This window comes from Pseudomonas sp. NPDC089569 (genome assembly GCF_050280625.1).
Classification (GTDB): Bacteria; Pseudomonadota; Gammaproteobacteria; order Pseudomonadales; family Pseudomonadaceae; genus Aquipseudomonas.
In genome coordinates this window covers 13159-33308 of record NZ_JBNNVQ010000049.1, presented here as the reverse complement: position 1 = coordinate 33308, position 20150 = coordinate 13159, and the positions used below count along the sequence as shown (strand labels likewise).

The 20150-nt window shown below is 62.0% G+C and carries 13 protein-coding genes; 5 read left to right on the top strand and 8 right to left on the bottom strand.

Annotated features, from left to right (window positions below):
• Window positions 1–17 precede the first annotated feature (17 nt).
• Window positions 18–716 (bottom strand): orotidine-5'-phosphate decarboxylase, encoded by a 699-nt coding sequence (pyrF, locus tag ACQKP2_RS19010; RefSeq protein WP_427578599.1) that lies wholly within the window; start codon window positions 714–716, stop codon window positions 18–20.
• A gap of 293 nt (window positions 717–1009) precedes the next feature.
• Between pyrF and ACQKP2_RS19005 the strand changes: the two genes are divergently transcribed.
• The 3 genes from ACQKP2_RS19005 (at window position 1010) to xopAW (ending at window position 3881) form a co-directional block, all read left to right on the top strand.
• Window positions 1010–1768, top strand: a complete 759-nt coding sequence (locus ACQKP2_RS19005; protein ID WP_427578598.1) for a response regulator — start codon at window positions 1010–1012, stop codon at window positions 1766–1768.
• The gene (locus ACQKP2_RS19000; RefSeq protein ID WP_427578597.1) at window positions 1768–2820 is read left to right on the top strand and encodes a sensor histidine kinase; all 1053 of its coding nucleotides are present in this window, start codon (window positions 1768–1770) and stop codon (window positions 2818–2820) included. The genes ACQKP2_RS19005 and ACQKP2_RS19000 overlap by 1 nt, the downstream gene beginning before the upstream one ends.
• 215 nt (window positions 2821–3035) lie before the next feature.
• Entirely contained in the window at window positions 3036–3881 is an 846-nt protein-coding gene (gene xopAW, locus ACQKP2_RS18995; protein ID WP_427578595.1) for a XopAW family type III secretion system calcium-binding effector, read from the top strand.
• Window positions 3882–4011: 130 nt separating this feature from the next.
• On the opposite strand, the gene ACQKP2_RS18990 is transcribed toward xopAW, so the two are convergent.
• The 3 genes from ACQKP2_RS18990 to aceK form a co-directional block, all read right to left on the bottom strand.
• Window positions 4012–5133 carry a beta-ketoacyl-ACP synthase III gene (locus ACQKP2_RS18990; protein WP_427578594.1) on the bottom strand — a complete coding sequence of 374 codons (1122 nt, stop codon included), beginning with the start codon at window positions 5131–5133 and terminating at the stop codon, window positions 4012–4014.
• 327 nt (window positions 5134–5460) lie between these two features.
• The gene (gene hrpA, locus ACQKP2_RS18985) at window positions 5461–9372 is read right to left on the bottom strand and encodes an ATP-dependent RNA helicase HrpA (protein ID WP_427578593.1); all 3912 of its coding nucleotides are present in this window, start codon (window positions 9370–9372) and stop codon (window positions 5461–5463) included.
• 246 nt (window positions 9373–9618) lie between these two features.
• Window positions 9619–11337, bottom strand: a complete 1719-nt coding sequence (gene aceK / locus ACQKP2_RS18980) for a bifunctional isocitrate dehydrogenase kinase/phosphatase (RefSeq protein ID WP_427578591.1) — start codon at window positions 11335–11337, stop codon at window positions 9619–9621.
• Between the two features lie 398 nt (window positions 11338–11735).
• On the opposite strand from aceK, the gene ACQKP2_RS18975 reads away from it, so the two are divergent.
• Both ACQKP2_RS18975 and ACQKP2_RS18970 read left to right on the top strand, forming a co-directional pair.
• A complete protein-coding gene (locus ACQKP2_RS18975) occupies window positions 11736–13361 on the top strand; it encodes a methyl-accepting chemotaxis protein (RefSeq protein ID WP_427578590.1) in 1626 nt (541 codons plus the stop codon).
• A gap of 100 nt (window positions 13362–13461) precedes the next feature.
• Window positions 13462–14370, top strand: coding sequence for a DMT family transporter (locus tag ACQKP2_RS18970; protein WP_427578588.1), 909 nt, complete (start codon window positions 13462–13464; stop codon window positions 14368–14370).
• 102 nt (window positions 14371–14472) lie between these two features.
• Here the strand turns inward: ACQKP2_RS18970 and ACQKP2_RS18965 are convergent, their stop codons facing one another.
• Genes ACQKP2_RS18965 through ACQKP2_RS18950 form a run of 4 tightly spaced genes read right to left on the bottom strand, consistent with a single transcriptional unit; the run spans window position 14473 to window position 19671 of the window.
• Window positions 14473–16053, bottom strand: a complete 1581-nt coding sequence (locus tag ACQKP2_RS18965; RefSeq protein WP_427578586.1) for an aldehyde dehydrogenase (NADP(+)) — start codon at window positions 16051–16053, stop codon at window positions 14473–14475.
• Window positions 16054–16094: 41 nt separating this feature from the next.
• Window positions 16095–17090, bottom strand: a complete 996-nt coding sequence (gene araD1 / locus ACQKP2_RS18960; RefSeq protein WP_427578584.1) for an AraD1 family protein — start codon at window positions 17088–17090, stop codon at window positions 16095–16097.
• 52 nt (window positions 17091–17142) lie between these two features.
• Complete coding sequence (locus tag ACQKP2_RS18955) at window positions 17143–18318, bottom strand: L-rhamnonate dehydratase (protein ID WP_427578583.1); 1176 nt, start codon at window positions 18316–18318, stop codon at window positions 17143–17145.
• Between the two features lie 33 nt (window positions 18319–18351).
• Entirely contained in the window at window positions 18352–19671 is a 1320-nt protein-coding gene (locus ACQKP2_RS18950; protein ID WP_427578581.1) for an MFS transporter, read from the bottom strand.
• Between the last annotated feature and the right edge of the window lie 479 nt (window positions 19672–20150).

Below are 20150 nucleotides of genomic sequence, written 5' to 3'. Positions count from 1 at the left end.
GATTGTGCAGGCGCTGTTTATGCCAACTCTGCAACCACAGCTGCCAATGCCTTGGCCGGATCCGCCGCCTGGCTGATCGGACGGCCGATCACCAGATAGTCGGAACCGGCTTGCAGCGCCTGGCGCGGGGTGAGGATGCGGCGCTGGTCGTCCTGGGCGCTGCCGGCCGGACGAATCCCCGGCGTCACCAGTTGCAGCGACGGATGGGCAGACTTCAGCGCCTGGGCCTCCAGGGCCGAGCACACCAGACCATCCATCCCGGCCTTTTCCGCCAGGGCCGCCAGGCGCAGCACCTGCTCCTGGGGTTCGATATCCAGGCCGATGCCGGCCAGGTCCTCACGCTCCATGCTGGTCAGCACGGTCACGCCGATCAGCAAGGGTTGCGGGCCGCTGCGTTTATCCAGCTCTTCACGGCACGCAGCCATCATGCGCAGGCCACCGGAGCAGTGCACATTGACCATCCACACGCCCATTTCCGCCGCTGCCTTGACCGCCATCGCGGTGGTGTTGGGAATGTCGTGGAACTTGAGATCCAGGAACACTTCGAAACCCTTGTCGCGCAGGGTGCCGACGATTTCCGATGCGCAACTGGTGAACAGTTCCTTGCCGACTTTGACCCGGCACAGTTTCGGGTCCAACTGATCGGCCAGCTTCAGTGCGGCGTCACGAGTGGGGAAATCCAGGGCGACGATGATAGGAGTCTGGCAGGCGGACATGAGCGGGCTCTCAGGCAAGTCGAAATCGGCGCGCATTGTAGCGGAAGCGACGCCACAGCGGGACCCGATGATCGGCAAATCGTCGAGAACGTTCAGGCAAGACTAGCTCTTGAAGAGTTTGTGTCGAATCGGATACATGTCTGACACGTCCACAACACCCTTGTCCGCTAGCCTCGCCTACCGCAACAACTCCCTACAGCACTTCCCGCCTCAGGGCCGGACGCCTATGCTGAAGCCACAACCTCGCGGCCTATCTTTGTGGTTGGCAGCCTCTCTGGCAGATGAACGCACGCATGCACAACACCCACACACCTGTGAACGACGACCAAAAAGCGCCAGGCGACGACAAACGCTGGAGCATTCGCGCCCTGATCGTCGACGATGACGTCCCGATCCGTGAGTTGATGATCGATTACCTGGCCCGGTTCAACATTCACGCCAGCGGCGTCACCGATGGCGCCGCCATGCGCCAGGCTCTGCAAGCGGAGCATTTCGATGTCGTGGTGCTCGACCTGATGCTGCCCGGCGAGGATGGTTTGTCGCTATGCCGCTGGTTGCGCGCCGAGTCGGACATCCCGATCCTGATGCTCACCGCCCGTTGTGAACCCACCGACCGGATCATCGGTCTGGAGCTGGGCGCCGACGATTACATGGCCAAGCCGTTCGAACCCCGCGAGCTGGTGGCACGTATCCAGACCATCCTGCGCCGGGTGCGCGACGACCGCACCGAACAACGGGCGAACATCCGTTTCGACAACTGGCGCCTGAACAGCGTGCTGCGCCAGCTGATCGCCGACGATGGCCTGGTGGTGCCGTTGTCCAACGCCGAATTCCGCTTGCTCTGGGTGTTCATCGAGCGACCGCGCCGGGTCCTGAGCCGCGAACAATTGCTGGATGCTGCCCGCGGTCGCTCGATCGAAGCCTTCGACCGCAGCATCGACCTGCTGGTATCGCGCCTGCGCCAGAAACTGGGCGATGACCCCAAGGCACCGCAACTGATCAAGACCGTGCGCGGCGAAGGCTACCTGTTCGATGCCCGGGACATCGGCTGATGCGTGGGCGCTTCGATACGCTGTTCGGCCGCCTGTTCGGGGTGTTGCTGATTGCGATTGTCCTGGCGCATCTGCTGGCCTATGCCTGGTTCCGCCATTACGGCCCACCGCCCCCGCCTCCCCCTGCGCCGGAGTTTTCCGAAGGTTTCGAGGGCAAGCCCCCGCCCATGGATCCTCGTTTCGCCAAGCGACCACCGCGGCCCTGGTTTGGCGGGCCGATAGTGCCGCTGACCTTTCAATTGATCTCGCTGATCATCGCCGCCTGGTACGGTGCCAAGTTGCTGAGCCGCCCGATCCAGCGACTGAGTGACGCCGCCGAACGCCTGAGCGAGAACCTCGACAGCCCGCCACTGGAAGAGTCCGGCCCAAGGGAGGCACGGCAAGCGGCACACACCTTCAACAAGATGCAGCGAAAGATCATCGAACAAGTCAAACAACGCTCGCGGATGCTCGGCGCGGTATCCCATGACCTGCGCACGCCCCTGTCGCGGCTCAAGCTGCGCCTGGAACAGATCGACGACAACAAACTGCAGGGCCAGATGCGTCAGGACCTGGATGACATGATCAGCATGCTCGACGCCACCCTCACCTATCTGCACGAACAACGGACCAGCGAGGCGCCGCAATGGATGGATGTGCAGGCGCTGGTGGAGTCCCTGAGCGAAAACGCCCAGGACCAGGGCGCCGATGTACAGGCCTTCGGCTATTGCGCACCGGTGCAAGTGCAGCCCATGGCGTTGCGCTCCTGCATCAATAACCTGATGGACAATGCACTGCGTTACGCCGGACACGCCATCATCGCCCTGGAGGATCATCGCGAACAGCTGCTGATCCGGGTTATCGACCATGGGCCGGGTATCGCCGCCGAGCAACGTGAGGCGGTGTTCGAACCGTTCTTTCGCCTGGAAGGGTCGCGCAATCGCAACTCCGGTGGCGTTGGCCTGGGCATGACCATCGCCCGCGAAGCGGCTGAACGACTGGGCGGGCAATTGAACCTGGAAGAAACCCTCGGCGGCGGATTGACCGCGGTCATTCGATTGCCGCGCACCTGAAGCCAGCACCTTTCCATTGTGGGAGCGGGCTTGCCCGCGATGACGGACTGTCAGCCAAATCGATGTCGAATGTGCCGGCGCCTTCGCCAGCAAGCTCGGCTCCTACAGTGCATGTGTACCACCCGGTACAAACCCCATATACCCACGACAACTTGCCCCTTGAGTCTGCATAAGCCGGTGCGCCCACCGGTTTTCCATTCCAGGGAGTGAGACCAATGATTGGTAGCGTCAGCAATTACACGAGTTATACCGGTACCAGCACCAGCAGTTCGATCAGCAGCAGTCGTTCGCAGCAGTTTCAAAAGGAACTGCTCAGCAAACTGGACACCAACAGTGACGGCTCGGTGGATCAGGATGAGCTCAAGAGTGCGCTGTCGCAGAAAAGCGACGATGGCCTGCTGGTCAGCCTGAGCAAAAACTTCGGCGACCTCGACAGTGACGGCAGCGGCAGCCTGAGCGGTGAGGAAATGGCGGCAATGGCCCCTCCACCACCGCCCCAGGATCAGGCACCGAACACCGACCTGGCTGATGCCCTGATCAGCGCCCTGGACGCCAATGGCGACGGCGCCATCAGCAGCGATGAGCTGAGCAACGGCCTGACCAGCGCCGGCAGCAGCGCCGACAGCTCGCAGGTTTTCTCGGCGCTGGACAAGAACAAGGACGGCACCGTCAGCCAGGATGAACTCGCCGCCAGCCTCGCGCCGCCACCACCGCCACCGCAACAGGTGTCCAGCGACGAACTGTTCAGCAGCCTCGATGCCGACGGCGATGGCAGTGTCAGCGCCACCGAACTGTCCAGTGCATTGCAGACCTCCGGCTCATCGACCAGCACCGACACCAGCGCCGCATTGCTCAAGGTGCTGGACAGCGACAGCAGTGGCGGCGTCAGCAGCGATGAACTCAAGGCGGCCCTGCAAGCCGGGCGCGAGCAAAACAGCGACAGCGCCACGGCTCAATCGGCCACCCGCGAAGCCCTGGACAAAATGATCGCCAACCTGAGCAAGCAGTATTCGCTCGACAGCGTGGCGAGTGCGGGCAAATACGTGAACGTGGCGACCTGAAGTCCTACCCGAAACAAATGTGGGAGCAAGCCTGCTCGCGATGGCGGCGTGTCATTCAACCTGTATGTCGACTGATACGACGTTATCGCGAGCAGGCTCGCTCCCACAGGAATCCGCGTGAACCGCGGACTCAGCGCTTGCGCAGAATCACGCTGCCGATCGAGTAACCGGCACCGAACGAGCTGAGCACCGCCAGGGAACCGGCCGGGAGGTCGTCCTGGTTCTTGTGGAACGCAATCACCGAACCTGCCGAACTGGTGTTGGCGTAGGTGTCGAGGATGACCGGCGCTTCCTGTTCGGTGGCATCGCGGCCCAGCAGTTTCTTCACGATCAGGTGGTTCATGCTGAGGTTGGCCTGGTGCAGCCAGAAACGCTTCACGTCACTGACGTTAAGCTTGTTTTCCTCCAGGTGCTCACCGATCAGCTCGGCAACCATCGGGCAGACTTCCTTGAACACCTTGCGACCTTCCTGGACGAACAGCTTGTCCCGGGCACCGATGCCCTCTTCCGCCGCACGGTTGAGGAAGCCGAAGTTGTTGCGGATGTTGTTGGAGAATTTGGTCAGCAACTTGGTGCTGACCACATCGAACTGGTACTTGGACGTGGCCAGGTCCGCGCGTTCGATAATCACCGCAGTGGCGGCATCGCCGAAGATGAAGTGGCTGTCGCGATCGCGGAAGTTCAGGTGGCCGGTGCAGACCTCCGGATTGACCATCAGGATCGCCCGGGCCTGGCCCAACTGGACGCTGTTGGCGGCGGTCTGGATACCGAAGGTCGCCGAGGAGCATGCCACGTTCATGTCAAAACCGAAGCCCTGAATGCCCAGCGCTTCCTGGACTTCGATGGCGATGGCCGGGTACGCACGTTGCAGATTGGAGCAGGCGACGATCACACCGTCGATATCCGCTGCGGTCTTGCCGGCGCGTTGCAGGGCCTGTTCGGCAGCACCGATGGCCATCTGGCAGAGCACCGACCATTCGTCGTTCGAACGTTCGGGCAGGCGTGGCGCCATGCGCTGCGGGTCGAGGATGCCGTCCTTGTCCATGACAAAGCGGCTCTTGATGCCTGAGGCTTTTTCGATGAACGCTGCGCTGGACTCGGTCAACGCCTCGACTTCACCGCGCGCGATGGCGTCGGCATTGTCGGCATTGAATTGCGCCACATAGGTATTGAAAGACTGCACCAGCTCTTCGTTGGAGATGCTGTTGGCCGGTGTGAAAAGGCCGGTGCCGCTGATGACGACGTTATGCATGGTCGTGTCTCTGATCTGTTCAGGCAGAAAGTATTGGCACCGACGTACCAACACATAAAGGGTCTATTCCCATCCCGGGGACGCAAACCTGGCATCGTTTTATTCCATCGCGCGACCCTGCCATTGGCTCTCGGTCACGAAAGCGACGCTTATGGTCGCGAAGTTTGCCATAAACAATGGATTCTGGCGCTTTTTTGCAGCAACAACGATCCCTGTAGGAGCGAGCAAGCTCGCGATGGTCGTCAACGATAACGCTGGCAGCCTGACACCCAGCGGTGTCTGGACCTCCATCGCGAGCTTGCTCGCTCCTACAGGGGGCGGTGAATGTCAGGGTTCGACTTGCGACCATTGCTTGTTCAGGCGTTTGTCCGAGATCGGCACCTTGGTCCCCAGCTGCTGGGCGAACAGCGAAACCCGGTATTCCTCCAGCCACCAGCGATAAAGCTCCAGCTGCGGATCGCGCTTGCCTTCCTGGGCGTGTTTGCCGGCGCGGGTCTGGTATTGCGTCCACAGGCCGGACAATTCGCCGCTCCAGACCCGATCTCGCTGCACCTGTGCGCCGATTTTCTCGAAGCGCTGCTCGACTGCCTTCAAATAGCGCGGCAGCTCCTTGAGCCACAGCATCGGCGTTTCACGGACAAAGCCGGGATAAACCAGTTGGCTCAGCTGCTGCTTGATGTCGTTCAGGGCCACGGCTTGCGCCAGGTCGATCTTGCCCTTGAAGCGCTTTTGCAAGCCATGCCAGAGCTTGAGGATGTCCAGGGTCAGCTTCGCCACGCGCTCGGCGTGTTCGGTCCAGGCACCGCGCTTGCGTTCAGCCAGTGACGCCAGAGCGGCACCGTCACGGGGCAACGGGTCTTCGCCTTCGAGAATGCAACTGTCGAGACTGGCCAGCAGAATGTCTTCGACCAGCGCATCAACTCGCCCCATGTCGCGGTACAGCAGACCCAGTTCGGTCAGGCCCGGCAATTTGCCGCGCAGGAACTTCGCCGATTCCGCCAGTTGTTGCATCAACAGGCGCTGCAAGGCACGACGATGCTGGAATTCGGCTTCGGCCGGCGTTGAGAAACGTCCTTCCTTGACCGTACCGCCCTCTTCCACCAGCGCCGGGTACACCGTCATGGACAGTCCGGCGATCTTCTGCTGGGTTTTCTCGGCGACGGCGGCAAACACCTTCGGCTCGACCGGCTGCTGGCTTTTCGCGGTTTGCGGGACGGCCAATGCGGCCTGGCTGGCCTCTGCGAAACGAGCCGTCAGCTCGGCCAGATCGCGGCCTTCACCGAGGAACTTGCCCTGGCCGTCGACGATTTCCAGGTTCATGCGCAAATGGCTTTCCACCTGCTGCGCCGCCTCGGCCCAGGCTTCATCGCTGACACGGGCACCGGTCATGCGCAGCAGCTCGCCGCCCAGCGCCTGGGGCAATGAACCCTCGGCGAAGGTCATGCGCTGCAACGCGGCCTTGACGAAATCCGGCACCGGCACGAAGTTCTTGCGCAAGGCCTTGGGCAGGTTGCGCACCAGCGCAACGCATTTGGCCTCGATCACACCCGGCACCAGCCATTCCAGGCGCTCGGGGGGCAGCATCGGCAACAGTGGCGCCGGCACCCGCAGGGTGACGCCATCGCGCGGGTGATTCGGCTCGAAGTGGTAACTCAGCGCCAGTTCCAGATCGCCGATGTGCAGGGTGTCCGGGTAATGCTGGGCTGTGACTTCACTGGCCTCGCGAGCCAGCACATCCTCTTCGCGCATGATCAACAACTGCGGATTTTTCTGGCTGTGGACGCGATACCAGCTATCGAAGGTTGCCGTCTGATGAATTTCCGCCGGCAGTCGTGCGTCGTAGAACGCAAACAGGGTTTCTTCGTCGGCCAGGATGTCGCGACGACGGGCCTTGGCTTCCAGTTCGTCGAGCTGCTCCAGCAACCGCGCGTTGGCCGACAGGCACTTGGCCTTCGACTGAATCTCGCCGCGCACCAGCGCTTCGCGGATGAACAGCTCACGGGACACCACAGGGTCCACCGGCCCGTAATGCACCGGCCGGCGACCGACCACGATCAGCCCGAACAGGGTGATCTGCTCGTAGGCCACGACCTGGCCACGCTTCTTTTCCCAGTGGGGTTCGAAGTGGTTTTTCTTGATCAGGTGCCCGGCCAGCGGTTCGATCCAGTCGGCATCGATCTTGGCCACCATGCGCGCATACAGCTTGGTGGTTTCCACCAGTTCGGCGGTCATCAGCCATTGCGGGCGTTTCTTGCCGATCCCCGAGGACGGATGAATCCAGAATCGCCGCTGACGGGCGCCTAGGTAGTCGCCTTCTTCGGTTTTCTGGCCGATCTGGCTGAGCAGGCCGACCAGCACGGCTTTATGCAGTTTCGGGTAATCGGCCGGTTCCTTGTTGAGACTCAACTGCATGTCGCGGCAGATCAGGCTCAACTGGCGATGCGAATCACGCCATTCGCGCAGGCGCAGGTAATTCAGGAAATTCTTGCGGCACCAATTGCGCAACGGGTTGGACCCCAGCGCCTGACGCTGCTCTTCGAAACCACGCCACAGATTGACCAGTGCGGCGAAATCCGAGTCGGCATCCTTCCATTGTGCATGGGCCTGGTCCGCCGCCTGCTGGCGCTCCGGTGGCCGCTCGCGCGGGTCCTGGATCGACATGGCGCTGGCGACGATCAGCACCTCCTGCAGGCTGCCCAGCTTCGCGGCCTCCAGCAGCATGCGGCCCATGCGCGGGTCCACCGGCAACCGCGCCAATTGGCGACCGAGCGGCGTCAACTGGCTGTTGCGGTCCACCGCCGAGAGTTCTTGCAGCAGGTTGTAACCATCGCTGATGGCCTTGCCATCCGGTGGCTCGATAAACGGGAACGCGCTGACCTCGCCAAGGCGCAAATGCAGCATCTGCAAAATGACCGCCGCCAGGTTGGTCCGCAGGATCTCCGGATCGGTGAACTCCGGACGACCGAGGAAATCCTCCTCGCTGTACAGGCGCACGCAAATACCCGGCTCGACCCGGCCGCAACGGCCTTTACGCTGGTTGGCGCTGGCCTGGGAAATCGCTTCGATGGGCAGGCGCTGGACCTTGGCGCGGTAGCTGTAGCGGCTGATGCGCGCGGTACCGCTGTCGATGACGTAGCGAATACCCGGCACGGTCAGCGAGGTTTCCGCGACGTTGGTCGCCAATACGACGCGACGACCCGGGTGCGACTGGAAGATCCGCTGCTGCTCGGCCGGCGACAGGCGCGCGTACAGCGGCAGAATCTCGGTGTGTTTGAGCTGGGCCTTGCGCAGCATGTCGGCGGCGTCGCGAATCTCACGCTCGCCGGGCAGGAACACCAGCACGTCACCGGGGCTGCGGCGTTCGCTGCGTTCATGGGCGGCGATTTCGTCGAGGGTGGCAAGGATCGCCTGGTCGACCGTCAGGTCGTCTTCGACACGGTTGCCCTCCTCGTCCTGCTCCAGGGTCAGGGGGCGATACCAGGTTTCCACCGGGAATGTACGCCCGGAGACCTCGACGATCGGTGCGCCGTCGAAGTGTTTCGAAAAACGCTCAAGGTCGATGGTCGCCGACGTGATGATGACTTTCAGGTCCGGGCGACGCGGTAGCAGGGTTTTCAGGTAGCCGAGCAGGAAGTCGATGTTCAGGCTGCGTTCGTGGGCTTCGTCGACGATGATCGTGTCGTAGCGTTCCAGGAACCGGTCGTTCTGGGTTTCCGCCAGCAGGATACCGTCGGTCATCAGCTTGATCAGGGTGTTCGAATCGCTCTGATCCTCGAAGCGCACCTGATAGCCGACCAGCGCCCCCAACGGCGTCCCCAGCTCTTCGGCAACACGGCTGGCAACGCTGCGTGCGGCGATCCGGCGCGGTTGGGTGTGGCCGATCAGGCCATGCTGACCGCGACCGATTTCCAGGCAGATCTTGGGCAACTGGGTGGTTTTGCCCGAACCGGTTTCGCCGGCGATGATCAGCACCTGGTGCTTGTCCAGCGCCTTCTTGATCTCATCGCGCTTGGCGGCAATCGGCAGACTGTCGTCGTAGCGAATCACCGGCAGGCTGGCCTTGCGCGCCAGCACCTGATCGCAGGATGCCTGCAGGCGTTCCACCCACTGGGCCAGCTTGGCCTCGTCGGGTTTCTTGCGCAGCTCAAGCAACTGCCGCCGCAACCGGTGACGGTCGGCGAGCATGGCGTGATCGAGGTTTTTCAGCAGTTTGTCGATGGAGGGCGATTCGTCGGTCATCGGGTACGCAATTCGGTCGTCTAGTGGCGCAAGGGCGCGATTGTCGCAGATTTTACGCCCCCTGCGCGGCCGATCGCGAGCAGGCTCGCTCCCACACTGGACTCATGACGGCCACAAAACCGGAGCACATTGATCGTTCCCACGCTCTGCGTGGGAATGCAGCCAGGGACGCTCCGCGTCCCAAAAGCGGACGCAGAGCGTCCGGGGAGGCGTTCCCACGCAGAGCATGGGAACGATCAGTCAGGGCTACTCGTTGTCCAGGCCCTTGCGCCGATAGGGGAACACATCAATGACCTTCCCCGCCCGAATCGCCTCCTGCAGGCTTTTCCAGTAGTCGGCGTTGTACAACTCGCCATGCAACTGGTCGAACAACTTGCGCTGAGCAAAATCGGCAAACAGGAACGGCGGGAACTCTTCGGGGAACACGTCCAGCGGGCCGATCGAATACCAGGGTTCGGAGGCCATTTCGTCTTCGGGAGTACGTGGCGCCGGAATGTGGCGGAAATTGGCTTCGGTCAGGAAGCAGATTTCATCGTAGTCGTAGAACACCACGCGACCGTGACGGGTGACACCGAAGTTCTTGAGCAGCATGTCGCCTGGAAAAATGTTCGCCGCCGCCAACTGCTTGATCGCCAGACCATAGTCCTCCAGCGCCTCGCGTACCTGCGCTTCGCTGGCGTTTTCCAGGTAGAGGTTCAGCGGCGTCATCCGCCGTTCGGTCCAGCAGTGCCGGATCAACACGCTGTCACCTTCCACCGACACCGTGGACGGCGCGACTTCCAGCAGTTCCTCAAGGCACGCCGGATCGAACTTGCCCAGCGGAAAACGGAAATCGGCGAACTCCTGGGTATCGGCCATGCGCCCGACGCGGTCGACGCTTTTCACCAATCGATACTTTTCGATCACCGTGGCGCGGTCGACGTTCTTCGAAGGAGAAAAACGGTCCTTGATGATTTTGAACACCGTGTTGAACCCCGGCAGGGTAAACACGCTCATGACCATGCCGCGCACGCCGGGCGCCATGATGAACTGGTCGTCGGTATTGGCCAGGTGGTTGATCAGCGCCCGGTAGAACTCGGACTTGCCATGCTTGTAGAAACCGATCGAGGTGTACAGCTCGGCGATGTGCTTGCCCGGCAGGATGCGCTTGAGGAAGCCGATGAACTCCGCCGGCACCGGTACATCCACCATGAAATAGGAACGGGTGAAGGAAAAGATGATCGACACATCCGCTTCGTCGGTGATCAATGCATCGATCTGGATGCCACGACCTTCACGGTGCAGCAGCGGAATCGCCAGCGGCCATTGCTCATCGGCGGTGTAGATGCGCCCCACCAGATAGGCGCCCTTGTTGCGGTAGAGCACCGAGGAAAACAGCTCAACACTCAGCTCCGGGTCCTTGCACACCCAGTCCGGCAGGTTCTCGCGCAATTGCGCCTCGAGACGGCGCAGGTCACCCGGCAGGTCGGCGTAGTCCTCGCTGAACCGGTAGTCGGCAAAGATGCTCGCCAGCATGCCCGACAACTGGCCCTGGGGCTTGTAGGTACGGGTTTGCGCAGCACGGGCCCGGCGCAGGCTTGGCCGGGTGGTATGGATGAACATGCAGCCGTCGCTGATCAGGTCATGACTGAACAGGCCGCAGAAAATCGAGTTGTACCAGGTCTCGGACAACTCATCGTCAAAACGCAGATCGATCAGGCTGATGTAGGCGCTCTTGACCAACGGCCAGCAGCTGACGTCCAGCGTGTCGGCGTCAAACGCCGTGCGCAGTCGCTCCACGGTTTCGCTGACTTTTTCCTCGTACAGGTTTATCCGCGCCGCCGATGCCGACTGCGTTTCCTGCCACTTGGCCTGCTCGAATCGGGCGCGGGCGCCGTCGGTGATCTGGCGGAAATGCTCGCGGTAATCGTCAAAGCCATCGAGGATCAGGCGAGCGATGTCGGCGGCTGGCCATTGCTGCGGCATGGTGAGACCTCTGCGGGAATTTGTGAGCCCTGAGCTTAGCCAGTGAAGCGGGTGCAAGAGAAGCGTCATTTCGGCCATCTGGCGACAGCCTCGGGCAGCGGCGAAATTTTTTGTCGCTTTTTTTAATCGACTGTTTAGTCAATAAAAGGACCAAGCAGTCGGACATGTCACGCGGGGTCGATTACCTTGCAGGCCTTGTATTCCCTGCGATGGGGATCCATCCCCTCGTTCGCTGTCGCGGAGCCGGATCGAATACGCCCTCGCCAATAGGCTGTTCTTGCGAAAAAACCGGCCTTACCAAAGTAGTAGCGCTTTGATATACAGCGCGCTTTCACCCGCCTTATAAAAAGATCCCCGGTTCACGAGGACGCCCCCAAAAAACACCCAAGGAGCATTTCATGTCGATAAGGAACATGCGCATAGGTTTGCGCGCCAGTCTGAGTTTTGCCGTTTTGGCCGGTCTGTTGGTCGTCGTTGGATTCTTCGGCCTCGGGCAAATGGCAACGCTTCGCGAAAGTGCGAGGGTCATTGAAGAGTTCTGGATGCCGAACATCGAAAGCATCCATGACGCAGCGGCCAACATCGCCACCATCCGCCTGGAAGGCTTGCGTCTGGTTGCCAACAGCCAGGCCGCCAGCCGGGAAAAAAGCAAAGGCATCATCACGGCCCAGCGCCAGGAGTTGCTCAAGCGCCTTGACGATCAAAAAACCCGGACGTCCGGCGACCGTCAACAGGCCATGCTGGCCAGCCTGAATGCCACCGTCATCAAGTACCTGGCCCTGGTCGATCAGATCATTGCCCAGATCGACTCCGGTCAGACAGAACAAGCCTATGCCCGGCTCAACAATGAGTTGGCGCCGCTGGGCAGCGAGCTGGACCGGATTCTTGAAGGCATGATCGATTTCAGCCAGCAAGGGGCCGACGCCGCCTCCAATGCCTCGGCCCAGATGTATCAGCGTGCCCTGTGGATTGTCGGCACGATCATCATCGCGGCCTTGATCGCCACACTGTTGCTGGCATGGCTGCTGACCCGCAGCATCACCGGGCCGATCAATCAGGCACTGGACGTCGCCCGCCGGATCGCCTCGGGGGACCTCAGCGGCCGGATTGCCGCCGAGGGCAAGGACGAGGCCGCGCAATTGCTCGGTGCACTGGCCGACATGCAGGGCAACCTGCGCGCCACCATCGGCAACATCAGCGACTCCGCCAAACAACTGGCCTGTGCTGCCGAGGAGATGAGTTCGGTGATGGAACAAAGCACCCGTGGCCTGCAACAACAGAACGACCAGATCGAAATGGCCGCCACCGCGGTCACCGAAATGAGCACGGCAGTGGATGAAGTCGCGGCCAACGCGGTGTCCAGCGCCGAAGCGTCCCAGGCCTCGAACGAGGACAGCCAGCACGGTCATGCTCAGGTCAGCGAAACCATCGCTTCGATCCAGGGGCTGGTCAACGAGGTGCTCGATGCCTCCGGGCAGGCTGAAGGCCTCGCGGTACAGGCCCGGGACATCAGCAAGGTACTGGAAGTGATTCGCGGCATCGCCGGCCAGACCAACCTGCTGGCCCTCAACGCCGCCATCGAAGCGGCGCGGGCCGGTGAAGCCGGACGCGGATTTGCCGTCGTGGCCGACGAGGTGCGCTCGCTGGCTCAGCGCACGCAAGACTCCACCGAAGAAATCGAGTTGATGATCAACAATATCCAGCAAGGCACCGGGGCCACGGTCGGCGCGCTGCAGAGCAGTGCCGAGCAGGCCGGCCAGACGCTGCGCCGGGCCAACAGCGCAGGGCAAGCCCTGGAAAAAATCACCGCGTCCATCTCACAAATCAACCAGCGCAATCTGGTGATCGCCAGCGCCGCCGAACAGCAGGCGCTGGTGGCCCGGGAAGTCGATCAGAACCTGGTGAACATCCGCGACCTCTCGACCCAGACCGCCGCCGGTGCAACCCAGACCTCCGCCGCCAGCCAGGAACTGTCGCGACTGGCCATCGACCTCAACACGCTGGTATCACGCTTCGTGGTGTAACCGCACAAACCGCTGGCGCCGGAATTCGATGCCCGTTTTCCGGTTGCTATCGATCAGGCTCTCGGCAACACTCTCGCCCCGAACAAGGAGAGCGTGTGCCGTGAACCCCATCGATATCTTCCGTTTACTGTCGCTGGCGGCCATCTGGGGCGCGAGCTTTCTGTTCATGCGCATCATCGCGCCGGTGATTGGCAGTATTCCTACCGCTTTTTTCCGGGTATCGATTGCCGCTACCGGATTGCTGGTGATTCTTGGGCTGATGCGTATCAGCTGGGATTTCAAAGGCAAACTCAAGACCGTGATGCTGCTCGGCGTCATCAACTCAGGTATTCCGGCGACCCTGTACTCGGTTGCCGCGCAGGTGCTTCCCGCCGGCTATTCGTCAATTTTCAATGCCACCACGCCGCTGATGGGCGTGCTGATCGGCGGCCTGTTTTTCCATGAAAGACTCACCGCCGCCAAACTGTCTGGCGTATTTCTCGGGCTGTTCGGGGTCGGCGTGCTGACCCGCGCGGGTCCGGTGGCATTCGATATCGGGTTGTTGATGGGTGCCGTGGCTTGCCTGCTCGCCACCACGTGCTACGGGTTTGCCGGATTCCTCGCCCGCCGCTGGCTCGATCAGGCCGGTGGTCTCGATAGCCGTTTGTCGGCACTGGGCAGCATGCTCGGCGCGACCTTGTTCCTGTTGCCACTGTTCGGCTACAGCGTGTTCAGCCAACCACCGGCAAGCTGGGGCGGCTGGAGCGTGTGGCTGTCGTTGCTGGGCCTGGGGCTGGGCTGCACGGCGTTTGCCTACATCATTTACTTCCGCCTGCTGAGCTCGATCGGTCCGGTGAAATCGATGACCACGACCTTTTTGATTCCGCTGTTCGGGGTGTTGTGGGGAGGACTGTTTCTCGATGAGCCGCTGTCGATGGCGCATGTGTATGGCGGGCTGTTGATTGCCGTGGCGTTGTGGCTGGTGTTGAAGCCGGCGGCGGTGAAAAAGGTTGAAACGCTAGCCCGGTAGCTTGTGTTGTTAGTGCAATTGCCATCGCGAGCAGGCTCGCTCCCACAGGTATAAGCGCTCCGTGTGGGAGCGAGCCTGCTCGCGATGGCGTCGCCCGAAACATCAAAGGGCTGACTGACTCACCTCCCCATCCACCAACCGCCGAATCCCCAGCGGATTTGCATTCTGCAAGGCCTCGGGCAGCATCGCATCCGGGTAGTTCTGGAAGCACACCGGCCGCAGGAAGCGCTCGATGGCCAAGGTACCGACCGACGTGCCCCTGGAATCCGATGTCGCCGGGTACGGCCCACCGTGAACCATCGCTTCGCAGACCTCGACACCGGTCGGATAGCCATTGAACAGAATCCGCCCGACCTTTTCCTGCAGCAGCTCGGCCAGCCAGCGGTACTGCGGCAATTCATCGGCTTCACCGATCAAGGTCGCCGTCAGTTGCCCGCGCAAGCCATGCAGCGCCGCGGCCAACTGCGCCTGATCCTCGACCTCGATGACAATGGTCGTCGGCCCGAACACTTCTTCCTGCAGCAGTTCATCGCCCTTGAGCAACAGGCTGACATCGGCCCTGAATACCTGCGGTTGCGCCTGATTGCCCTGCTGCGACTTGCCCGCCAGGTGCGTCAGCCCCGGATGCTCGTGCAGTTCAGCGAGACCCCGGCTGTAACTGGTCAGCGCACCGGCATTGAGCATGGTTTGTGCCGGTTGTTCATTCATGTTGGCGCAGAACGCTTCCACAAAGGCACTGAACTGCGGCGAGCGCAGGCCGATGACCAGGCCGGGATTGGTGCAGAACTGCCCGCAGCCCAGCGTCACCGAACCGGCCAGTTGCGCGGCGATCTGCTCGCCGCGCACCTTCAGCGCTTCGGGCAGCAGGAACACCGGGTTGATGCTCGACATCTCGGCGAACACCGGAATCGGTTGCGGCCGGGTCGCCGCCATGTGGCTCAGGGCGTTGCCGCCCTTGAGCGATCCGGTGAAACCTACCGCTTGTATGGCCGGATGCTTGACCAGCCACTCACCTACCCCGGCGCCGTAGATCATGTTGAACACACCCGCCGGCATTTGCGTACGCACGGCCGCGCGGATGATCGCGTCCGCCACCCATTCAGCGGTTGCCATGTGCCCGCTGTGGGCCTTGAACACCACCGGACAACCGGCGGCCAGCGCCGAGGCGGTATCGCCGCCGGCCGTGGAAAATGCCAACGGAAAGTTGCTGGCGCCGAACACGACCACCGGCCCCAGGGCAATGCGGTACTGGCGCAGGTCCGGACGTGGCAACGGCTGACGGTCGGGCAATGCGCGGTCGATACGCGCACCGTAGAAGTCGCCACGACGCAGCACTTTGGCGAACAGACGCAACTGCCCGCTGGTACGACCGCGTTCGCCTTGGATGCGTCCTGCGGGCAATGCGGTTTCACGGCACACGGTGGCGACGAAATCATCGCCCAGGGCATCGATTTCTTCGGCGATGGCATCGAGGAACTGCGCGCGTTTTTCCGCGCTCAGGTTGCGGTAGATCGGATACGCCGCAGCGGCGGCTTTCGCGGCGGCATCCACCTCCGCCTGGCTGGCCTGGAAGAAGCTGCCGGGCAAGGGTTCGCCGGTAGTCGCGTCGAGACTTTGCAGCTGCACCGTGCCGTTGGCGCTGCGGCGGCCGCCGATGTAGTTGTGTCCAAGGGGCAATGTCATGTGGGTTCCTTGACCGGCCGACAGCGCCGGTGATTGAAGAGTCAGAGCGCACGCACCTGACCGATGGCCAATGGTTGGGCGCTCTCGCCAATGCCGTTGATCAACGGCGCGCCGAATTCATCGAGGCTGATCTGGAAGCGATCCCCCGGCCGGGTTTTCACACCGTCGGCAAACGACAGGGTGGCGGTGCCGAAGTAGTGCACATGGACATCGCCGGGCCGCAAGAACTGCGCGTATTTGAAATGGTGGAATTCGAGGTTGGCCAGGCTGTGGCACATGTTGTCTTCGCCGCTGAGAAATTCCTTTTCCCAGATCGTTTCGCCGTTGCGCTTGATCCGGCTGGTGCCGACCAGGTGCCTTGGCAATTCGCCGACGCGCAACTCCGGCCCATAGGAGCAACTGCGCAGCTTGGAGTGGGCGAGGTAAAGGTAATTGCGTCGCTCCATCACGTGGTCGGAGAACTCATTGCCCAGGGCATAGCCGACACGGTATGGCAGGCCGTCGTCGCCGATCACGTAGAGACCGGTCAGCTCCGGCTCTTCACCGGCGTCCTCGGCAAACGGCGGCACCGGGAAGTCCGCACCGGGACGCACGACAATGCTGCCATCGCCCTTGTAGAACCACTCCGGCTGCGCGCCGACCTGGCCCTCCTCCGGTTTGCCGCCCTCCAGCCCCCACTTGAACATGCGCATGGTGTCGGTCATGCCGGCTTCGACCGCGCCATCGTGCTGGTGCATTTTGTCCCGCGTCGAAGCGCTGCCCAGGTGCGTCAGGCCGGTGCCGCTGATCAGGCAATGGGCCGGGTCTTCGTGGTCCAGCGGTGGCAACACCTGGCCGTTGTGCAACAGCTGCGCGTAATCCGGGCCAGGCTCGGTGCCGCGTCGGGCCACTTCCTCTTGCAGACTGCATTGGGCACGAATTGCCGCTAGAGCCAGTTCGCGCGTGCTCAAGGTGTCTTTGAGCACCTGGACTTGCGCACCCTCGACCAGCCCGACCTGGCGCTGCCCGGCAGTGTTTTCAAATTGAATCAGGCGCATGTCGGCCTCCCGAAAGTCGTGGACGGCGCCGCGCGTTGGCGGCGCCCAAGGGTCATTCGATGATGTTGAAGTCGCTCAGGTATTCATCGGAGATTTCCAGGCCCAGGCCCGGTTTGTTGTCGTCGAGCTGGATGTAGCCGTTGACCGGTTGCGGCTCGCCCTTGAACACGTAGTAAAAGAGTTCGTTGCCGACTTCGACGTCGAACACCGGGAAAAACTCGGCCATCGGCGAGGCGGTGGTGGACATGGTCAGGTGGTAGTTGTGCATCTGCCCGGCATGGGGGATCACCGGCACCGACCAGGCTTCGGCCATGGCGTTGATTTTGCGCGCCGCGGTGATGCCGCCGACGCGGTTGGTGTCGTACTGGATGGCGTCCACGGCGCGACGCTCCAGCAGGTCCTTGAAGCCGTAGGAAGTGAATTCGTGTTCGCCGCCGGAGATCGGCATGATCCCCATTTTTTTCAGCTCGATGTAACCCTCGATGTCGTCGGCGATCACCGGTTCTTCGAGCCAGCGCGGCTCGAACTCGGCCAGTTTCGGCAACATGCGCCGGGCATATTCCAGGGTCCAGCCCATGTAGCATTCGAGCATGATGTCCACGTCGGGGCCGGCCAGTTCACGCAAGGCGCGCACTTGCTCGATGTTGCGACGCATGCCCGCCGGGCCATCCTTGGGACCGTAGCCGAAGCGCATCTTCAGCGCGGTGAAACCCTGGTTCAGGTAGCCCTGGGCTTCCTCGAGGAACAGATCGAGGTTGTCGTTGGCGTACAGCTTGGAGGCGTAGGTCCAGATCTTCTCCTTGGTGCGCCCGCCCAGCAGCTTGAACACGGGTTTGTTCACCGCTTTACCCATGATGTCCCAGACCGCGATGTCGATGGCCGATATCGCCGCCATGCCGATGCCCTTGCGGCCCCAGGCGTGGCTCTGGCGATACATCTTCTGCCAGATGTATTCGTTGTCGAACGGGTCTTCGCCGATAGCGATGGGGGCCAGGTAGGTGTCGATGATTTCCTTGGCCACCCGTGGTGCCAGGGCGCAGTTACCGATGCCGACCAGGCCGGTGTCCGTCTCGACTTCCACCACCAGCCAACCGTGGAAACGGAACGATCCCATGGCGTCGCCGCGCTCGAACAGGATGTCGCTGGCGTTGGTGCAGAAGTGCGCTTGAGGCGGGACGACTTTGCCTTTCCACTCGAAAACGCGGGTACGGATCGCTTTGATTTTCATGAATACAGTTCCTTGCCAATGCTTGGGATTTGATCAGCCAACTTGAGCCGGTGAGAGTTGTGAGCCAGATGCGTGGGTGGTGCGAAGCCGGGACAGCAGGATGGCGCCGAGGATGCCGACCGCCGCCAGGGCGAACATGCCGGCACGGGGGTCTGCGAACGAGGTTTCCATCACGGTTTTCAGGTTCGGCGCAACGAAACCACCGAGGTTGCCGAGGGAGTTGATCAGGGCAATCCCGCCGGCTGCGGCAGCACCGCTGAGGTAGCTGGTGGGGATGGTCCAGAACAGCGGTTGCACCGACACGAAGCCCGCAGCCGCGAAGCAGAACGCCAGGACCACCGGCACCATGCTCGTGCCCAGCGCCGAAGCGGCGATGCCCAGGGCGGCCATGGTCAGCATGCACACCGCCAGGCGACGATGTTGACCGGTGCGGTCGGCGTAACGAGTGATCAGGCGGGTCACGATCAGCGCGCAGATCCACGGAATCGCCGTGATCAGGCCAACGTTCAGGCCGACATGCCCGTCGAGCAGCCCGGCAATCCTCGTCGGCAGATAAAACACGACGCCGTACACGCTCATCTGGATGGTGAAATAGGCCACGCAGAACTGCAGCACCCGAGGGTTGCGCAAGGCGCTGAGGAACCCGTGCGGACTGTTGTGCTGTTTCTGCGCGTCTTCGTCGGCCAGGGCTTTTTCCAGTGCCTGTTTTTCATCGACGCTGAGCCAGCGGGCCTGGGCCGGACGATCGACCAGATAAAAGTAGGCCGCGATACCGACCACCGAGGCCATCAAGCCCTCGACCACGAACAGCCATTGCCAGTTGGTCAGGCCGAACACCCCGTGGAAGTCCAGCAGCCAGCCCGACAGCGGGCTGCCCAACACCAGCGCCAGTGGCAGGCCGAAGTAGAACAGACCGAGCGCCTGGCCACGGCTCTGCGCCGGGAACCAGTAGGTGAGGTAGAGGATGATCCCGGGGAAGAAACCGGCCTCGGCCACACCCAGCAGGAAGCGCAGCACGTAGAAGGTCTGGGCGTTGTGGGCGAACATCATCGCCGCCGACACCAGGCCCCAGGTCACCATGATCCGGCACAGCCAGACCTTGGCACCCAAGCGGTGCAGCATGTAGTTGCTGGGGACTTCGAAGAACGCGTAGCCAATGAAGAAAATGCTCGCCCCGAAAGCGAACGCGGCATCGCCCAGCCCGGTGTCCGCCTGCAGGGCCGCTTTGGCGAAACCGACGTTGGAGCGATCGATGAAGGCCAGGATGTACATCAGGATCAGAAACGGCAGCAAACGCAGCCGGCTTTTGGCGATGGCACTGGACAGAACCAGGGTGGAATCTGGACGGGTCATGGGAGTGTTCCTTTGCTGCCGATCGATGCCTTGCGGAAGTGACAAGGCGGGCTTTTTGTAGTTGTCATTCGCCTGATCGCAGCGGCCGCAAAGGACCGCTGGCGTTCATTCGATGGAGCGACTTTAGCCAGCGCAAAGGGTTGCGGATAATCACTTATGCGTATCCGGCGATAACCTGGGGTGATCGCAAAAGTCATAACAGACAGATCGGGTTATCAGGCGCCACACAAAAAAATGTGGGAGCGAGCCTGCTCGCGAATGCAGCCTGCCAGACACTTGTGCAGTGACTGACAGACCGCTATCGCGAGCAGGCTCGCTCCCACAGGGGTTTGGTTTGATCGGTAGGAGCCAGGCTTGCCGGCGAAGAACGATGACGCGGGTTGTCAGGTACACCGCGGTGTCCGGCGTGCCGTAGGAGCCAGGCTTGCCGGCGAACAGCGGTGGGTCAGATACACCGCAGCGTCCCGTTCGCGGGCGAG

Excerpts from the sequence above, each read along its gene's own strand:
- pyrF (WP_427578599.1), bottom strand. The coding sequence starts at position 716 with ATGTCCGCCTGCCAGACTCCTATCATCGTCGCCCTGGATTTCCCCACT.
- ACQKP2_RS19005 (WP_427578598.1), top strand. The coding sequence starts at position 1,010 with ATGCACAACACCCACACACCTGTGAACGACGACCAAAAAGCGCCAGGC.
- ACQKP2_RS19000 (WP_427578597.1), top strand. The coding sequence starts at position 1,768 with ATGCGTGGGCGCTTCGATACGCTGTTCGGCCGCCTGTTCGGGGTGTTG.
- xopAW (WP_427578595.1), top strand. The coding sequence starts at position 3,036 with ATGATTGGTAGCGTCAGCAATTACACGAGTTATACCGGTACCAGCACC.
- ACQKP2_RS18990 (WP_427578594.1), bottom strand. The coding sequence starts at position 5,133 with ATGCATAACGTCGTCATCAGCGGCACCGGCCTTTTCACACCGGCCAAC.
- hrpA (WP_427578593.1), bottom strand. The coding sequence starts at position 9,372 with ATGACCGACGAATCGCCCTCCATCGACAAACTGCTGAAAAACCTCGAT.
- aceK (WP_427578591.1), bottom strand. The coding sequence starts at position 11,337 with ATGCCGCAGCAATGGCCAGCCGCCGACATCGCTCGCCTGATCCTCGAT.
- ACQKP2_RS18975 (WP_427578590.1), top strand. The coding sequence starts at position 11,736 with ATGTCGATAAGGAACATGCGCATAGGTTTGCGCGCCAGTCTGAGTTTT.
- ACQKP2_RS18965 (WP_427578586.1), bottom strand. The coding sequence starts at position 16,053 with ATGACATTGCCCCTTGGACACAACTACATCGGCGGCCGCCGCAGCGCC.
- araD1 (WP_427578584.1), bottom strand. The coding sequence starts at position 17,090 with ATGCGCCTGATTCAATTTGAAAACACTGCCGGGCAGCGCCAGGTCGGG.
- ACQKP2_RS18955 (WP_427578583.1), bottom strand. The coding sequence starts at position 18,318 with ATGAAAATCAAAGCGATCCGTACCCGCGTTTTCGAGTGGAAAGGCAAA.
- ACQKP2_RS18950 (WP_427578581.1), bottom strand. The coding sequence starts at position 19,671 with ATGACCCGTCCAGATTCCACCCTGGTTCTGTCCAGTGCCATCGCCAAA.